Genomic DNA, 4,904 nt, shown 5'->3' with positions numbered 1-4,904 from the left:
GGCTCGGGCCGCGGCGTCGGCGAGGACGTGTGCCCCGAGGGGCGCGGCCTCCGGCAGGCTGGACCGCGGGGGTGGCAGCTCGGGCGCGGGCATCCATGGCTCCTTGTGGGGTGGGCGGCTGGCCGGGTCCGCTAGCTGGGCCAGTGGGCGATCTGTACGTTCTCCAGTACGCCGACCGCGTCCGGTACGAGGATGGCGGCGGAGTAGTAGGCGCTGACGAGGTAGGAGGTGATCGCCTGCTCGTCGAGGCCCATGAAACGGACCGACAGGCTCGGTTCGAACTCCTCCGGCAGGCCGGTCTGGTGCAGCCCGATGACTCCCTGGTTCTCCTCTCCCGTACGCATGCAGAGGATCGAGCTGGTCCGCTCCTCGGTGATGGGGATCTTGTTGCAGGGGAGGATCGGGACCCCTCGCCAGGCCGGGACCTGCTGACCGCCGAGGTCGACGTGGTCCGGGTAGAGCCCGCGCGCGTTGAACTCACGCCCGATCGCCGCGATCGTCCTGGGGTGCGCCAGGAAGAACTTCGAGCCGCGGCGGCGGCAGAGCAGATCGTCGAGGTCGTCCGGGGTCGGCGGGCCGGAGTGCGGCTGGATCCGCTGCTTGAAGTCGGCGTTGTGGAGCAGGCCGAACTCCCGGTTGTTGATCAGCTCGTGCTCCTGCCGCTCGCGCAGCGCCTCGATGGTGAGCCTGAGTTGCTCCTTCGTCTGGTTCATCGGCCCGTTGTAGAGGTCGGCGACGCGCGTGTGGACGCGCAGAATGGTCTGCGCGACGGAGAGTTCGTACTCACGCGGCTTCAGTTCGTAGTCGACGAAGGCGCCGGGCAGCTCGTGTTCGCCGGTGTGCCCGGCCGACATCGCGATCTCCGCCTCGCCGCGGTGGTTCTGCCGCCGGCGGGAGCGCGACTTGAAGTCCTCGAGGTGGTCCCGCAGGCTCGGCGCCGTGGCCAGCACGGCCGCGAGGTCGGCGCGTGACAGGGTCAGCAGCGTGCCGGGCGTCTCGGCGGTCGCGGTCTGCTCCCACCTGGCGTCCTCGTCCAGCAGAGCGTGCTCTCCGAAGTGGTCGCCGTCGGCGAGTACGTCAAGGGTGATCTCGCCGCCGTACTTGCCGACGGTGGTCTGGCCGACGCGGCCGTGGGCGATCAGGTACAGCTCGTCCGCGGGCCTGCCGCGCTCCACCAGCCGCTCACCGCTGCGGAAGTCGCGCTGGACGCACCGGTCGGCGATGGCGGTCAGCACCTCCACGTCGTCGAAGCCGCGCAGCAGCGCCAGTTCGCCCAGTTCGCGAGGGATCACCCGGACGTCGGCGCCGTCCTGGACGAACTCCACGGACCCGTCACCGACGGTGTAGCTCAGACGCCGGTTGACGCGGTAGGCGCCGCCCTTGGTCTCCACCCAGGGGAGCATCCGCAGCAGCCAGCGGGAGGTGATCTCCTGCATCTGCGGGGCGGACTTGGTCGTGGTGGCGAGGTTGCGGGCAGCGGCCGTGCCCAGGCTGGACTGCCGGGGCAGCTCCAGCCGCGTATCCGGGCTCGAGTCAACAGTCATCGGGCGAGGTCTCCTTGGTCAGAGGTGTGACACGTGCGGGCGGGCAGGGCCGGGCACCGGGGCAAGGGGAAAGGAAAGGGGTATATGGGTGAGAGTCCGCCCAGATGCAGAAGAACACTAAGGGCCGCCTCGCCCACCGCACCAAGAAAAGTCGGGGAGTTAGCTCGATGCGATGATCCGGCCCGCGCGATGTTTGCCCGTATACCGGCGGGATTCAGCCGTAGTTGGCGGCGCGCCCCGGCGGGCGACGGGTCGGCCTCGCGGTGCGGGACCGCGAGTTGAGGGGCCCACCGGAGGCGCCGTACGCAGAGACAGGTCTGATGGCATGGGGTCGGAAACACGACTGGGACCGGTCGGGCTCTGTCACGGCTGCGGCGATACTCCGGTGCGGACTCGCGGAACTCCGGTATGGACTCGCGGACTCACGGACTGGGGGGACCCGTCATGGCCCAGGATCAGCACAGCCCGTCGCCCGGCGCCCGCTGGGAGCGGGCCGTCGTCATCGGTGGCGGCTACGCCGGGCTCGTGACCGCGCGGGTCCTGGCCGACCACTTCGACGACGTACTCGTCCTGGAGCGCGATCCGCTGCGGCCGGACACGGGTGTGCACCCCCACGTCCCACAGGGCTACCACGCGCACGCGTTGCTCGCGCGGGGCGGCGACGCGCTGGAGGGTCTCTTTCCCGGTCTGCGGGAGGAGCTTGCGGACGTGGGCGCGCCCGTCTTCGACTACGGCGAGCGGATCAGCTTCCTGCTGCCGACCGGCTACGCGCCGACCGACCCGGTGGGCGTACCGGTCCAGAGCTTCACGCGCGACGAACTCGAACGTCGCCTGCGGCAGAGGGTGTCGGCCCTCACTGCGGTGCGGCTGCTCGCGGCGACCCGCTGCGAGACGGTGACGGCGAGCGCCCCCGGCCGCCTGGACCGGGTCCGCTACCGCACCGATGGCGCCGACGAGTCCACCGAAGTCACCGCTGATCTGGTCGTGGACGCCTCGGGCCGCGCCACGTCCGTCGACCGGTGGCTCGCCGACGCGGGGCTGCCGGTGTCCGCAAGGACCGTCATCCGAGCGAAGATCACCTACACCTCGGCGTGCTTCGAACGCCCGCCGGAGGACCGGCAGGACTTCGACGTCGCGTACCAGATGACCTTCGCACCCGGCGTTCCGCGCGGCGGGGTGGTGCTGGCCGTGGAGCACCATCGCTGGATGTGCTCACTGTTCGGCTTCGACGAGCAGGTGCCGCCCACCGACGACGAGGGGTACCTCGACTTCGCCCACAGCCTCGGCAATCCCCGTCTCGCCGAACAGATCAAGCGCGGTGTTCGGCAGGGAGAGATCCACCGCTACACCAACCCCGGCAACGAGTGGCGCCTGCACCACAAGAATTCCCGCTGGCCCGAACGCCTGATCGCGGTCGGTGACTCGCTCTGCGTCTTCAACCCGGTCTACGGACAAGGGCTCACGGTCGCCGCGCTCGAAGCGGAGCTGCTCGGCCGTCTGCTGCGCCGCCGCACGGCCGGTGCGTCCGGCCTCGACGGCCTCGACGGCCTCAGTCGCGCCTACCACCGTGCCGCGGCCCGTGTCGTCCATGTCCCGTGGACCATGGCCACCAGCTCCGACCTCATGTGGGCCCCCACCGGGCAACCGCTGCCCGCACGCTTCGCCCACTGGTACAACCAGCAGGTCTTCGCGCTCGCCGTGCACGACCCGGGCGTATGGGCGCGGTTCGTCCGCGTGCTGAACATGACGGCCGCGCCCTCGCTGCTGTTCCGTCCGGCCGTGCTCGCCAAGGTGCTGCGCCGCGCGCTCACGCGCCGCGCGAGCTGAGGCGGCGACGCCCCTCGGATCCTCACCTGTGCGGCGCCCCGGGCCATGGGCCGCTCAGTCCGCCTCCAGTCGGCGCAGGCAGTCATCCGCACGCCCGCGCCGCTCGGCGAGGGGCAGCTCCCACCACGCCGTGCCGCGTTCCCCCAGCCCCGTCTTCGCGAGCTGCACGCGGGATCGGGCCGCCTTGCGCGCGGCCTCGTCGTCGCGGGCGGCGGCGACCGCCCGGCGCGCCGCCATCAGATGATGGACCAGCCGTTCCTTCACGTCCTCGGTAAGGGCGGGGTCCGTGGCCCGCCACCGCCGCCCCTTGACGATGATGAAGTGACCGTCCTCGGTGTGTTCAGCATTTTTTGCGTTCTTCGCGTTCTCTGCGTTCTCTGCCGCCACGCGGGCATCATGACCCGTCGCGCCGGGCCACGCGAGACGTCTTTGGCATACGAGCGCTACGGTCGGGCACGTTTCCCCGTACCAGGACCTCAGGAGCCCCGCCCCATGACCACCGCCCCACTCCGCGGCAGCGACCGGCGGATCAGTCCCGTCTTTCTCGGGATCGCCGCCGTCACCGCGGTATCCGGCTGGGCCGCCTGGACCGGCTTCGCGAGCAACCCCGGGCTCGCCGTGTTCCTGTTCGTGACGGCCGCCTGGATCGTCTCGCTCTGCCTGCACGAGTACGCGCACGCGCGCACCGCCCTGCACAGCGGCGACATCTCGATCGGCGCGAAGGGCTACTTGACGCTGAACCCGCTCAAGTACACGCACGCCCTGCTCAGCATCGTGCTGCCCGTGCTGTTCGTGATCATGGGTGGCATCGGTCTGCCCGGCGGCGCGGTCTTCATCGAGCGGGGGCGGATCCGGGGCCGTTGGCGGCACAGCCTGATCTCGGCGGCCGGCCCGCTGACGAACGTACTGTTCGCGCTGGTCTGCACGGCGCCCTTCTGGCTCGACGCCCTGGACGGCGTGCCGGACGCGTTCCGCTACGCGCTCGCGTTCCTCGCCCTGCTCCAGGTGACGGCGGCGATCCTGAACTCCCTGCCCATCCCGGGCCTGGACGGCTACGGCGTGATCGAGCCCTGGCTCTCGCACGGGATCCGCCGCCAGGTGGAGCCGTTCGCGCCGTTCGGGCTGCTCGCGGTCTTCGCGGTGCTGTGGATCCCGGAGGTCAACCACGCGTTCTTCGACGCGATCGACGCGATCCTGCGCGGCCTCGGCGTCAGCGACTGGGACAGCTACTGGGGCCAGGAGCTCTACCGCTTCTGGGACAGCCCCGAAGAGGTCCCGCCCGCGATCAGTTCGTAGGGCCCGCCGCGGCCGCCGCGTCCCGCTGGAGCTTCGCGCGCCGCAGGTAGAACCAGGCCATGTTCGACGAGAGCCCCGCGAGCAGCACCCAGACGACGCCGAGCCAGCTGCCCTGCGCGAAGGAGAGCACGGCGGCGACGACGGCGAGCGCGCAGACCACGAGGGCGTAGAGAGCGAGGCGGGGCATGGGGGTCGGCTCCTGTCGGATGAAGCAGGGGGACGCCCGGGGGCGTGGTG

General features: G+C 70.9%; 5 protein-coding genes. 2 read left to right on the top strand and 3 right to left on the bottom strand.

Annotated features, from left to right (window positions below; translation table 11 throughout):
* Nucleotides 1-131: 131 nt before the first annotated feature.
* On the bottom strand, nt 132-1,544 hold the full coding sequence (locus tag GKQ77_RS27650; RefSeq protein ID WP_219691653.1) for a family 2B encapsulin nanocompartment shell protein: 1,413 nt from the start codon (nt 1,542-1,544) through the stop codon (nt 132-134).
* 444 nt (nt 1,545-1,988) lie between these two features.
* Between GKQ77_RS27650 and GKQ77_RS27645 the strand changes: the two genes are divergently transcribed.
* Nucleotides 1,989-3,371, top strand: a complete 1,383-nt coding sequence (locus GKQ77_RS27645) for an FAD-dependent oxidoreductase (RefSeq protein WP_219691652.1) — start codon at nt 1,989-1,991, stop codon at nt 3,369-3,371.
* 54 nt (nt 3,372-3,425) lie between these two features.
* Here GKQ77_RS27645 and GKQ77_RS27640 read toward each other — a convergent pair whose 3' ends face one another.
* Nucleotides 3,426-3,758: a hypothetical protein gene (locus GKQ77_RS27640; RefSeq protein WP_308117810.1), complete on the bottom strand. Its 333-nt coding sequence runs from the start codon at nt 3,756-3,758 to the stop codon at nt 3,426-3,428.
* A 105-nt stretch (nt 3,759-3,863) separates the two neighbouring features.
* Between GKQ77_RS27640 and GKQ77_RS27635 the strand changes: the two genes are divergently transcribed.
* The gene (locus tag GKQ77_RS27635) at nt 3,864-4,667 is read left to right on the top strand and encodes a site-2 protease family protein (RefSeq protein ID WP_219691651.1); all 804 of its coding nucleotides are present in this window, start codon (nt 3,864-3,866) and stop codon (nt 4,665-4,667) included.
* On the opposite strand, the gene GKQ77_RS27630 is transcribed toward GKQ77_RS27635, so the two are convergent.
* A complete protein-coding gene (locus tag GKQ77_RS27630) occupies nt 4,657-4,854 on the bottom strand; it encodes a hypothetical protein (protein ID WP_219691650.1) in 198 nt (65 codons plus the stop codon). The genes GKQ77_RS27635 and GKQ77_RS27630 overlap by 11 nt on opposite strands.
* Between the last annotated feature and the right edge of the window lie 50 nt (nt 4,855-4,904).

It is taken from the genome of Streptomyces anatolicus, assembly GCF_019400875.1.
GTDB classification, from domain to species: Bacteria; Actinomycetota; Actinomycetes; order Streptomycetales; family Streptomycetaceae; genus Streptomyces; species Streptomyces anatolicus.
This window is presented reverse-complemented; position numbering and strand designations above follow the sequence as displayed.

What these genes read in the sequence shown, in the direction of transcription:
- GKQ77_RS27650 (WP_219691653.1), bottom strand. Translation starts at nt 1,544, where the DNA reads ATGACTGTTGACTCGAGCCCGGATACGCGGCTGGAGCTGCCCCGGCAG.
- GKQ77_RS27645 (WP_219691652.1), top strand. Translation starts at nt 1,989, where the DNA reads ATGGCCCAGGATCAGCACAGCCCGTCGCCCGGCGCCCGCTGGGAGCGG.
- GKQ77_RS27635 (WP_219691651.1), top strand. Translation starts at nt 3,864, where the DNA reads ATGACCACCGCCCCACTCCGCGGCAGCGACCGGCGGATCAGTCCCGTC.
- GKQ77_RS27630 (WP_219691650.1), bottom strand. Translation starts at nt 4,854, where the DNA reads ATGCCCCGCCTCGCTCTCTACGCCCTCGTGGTCTGCGCGCTCGCCGTC.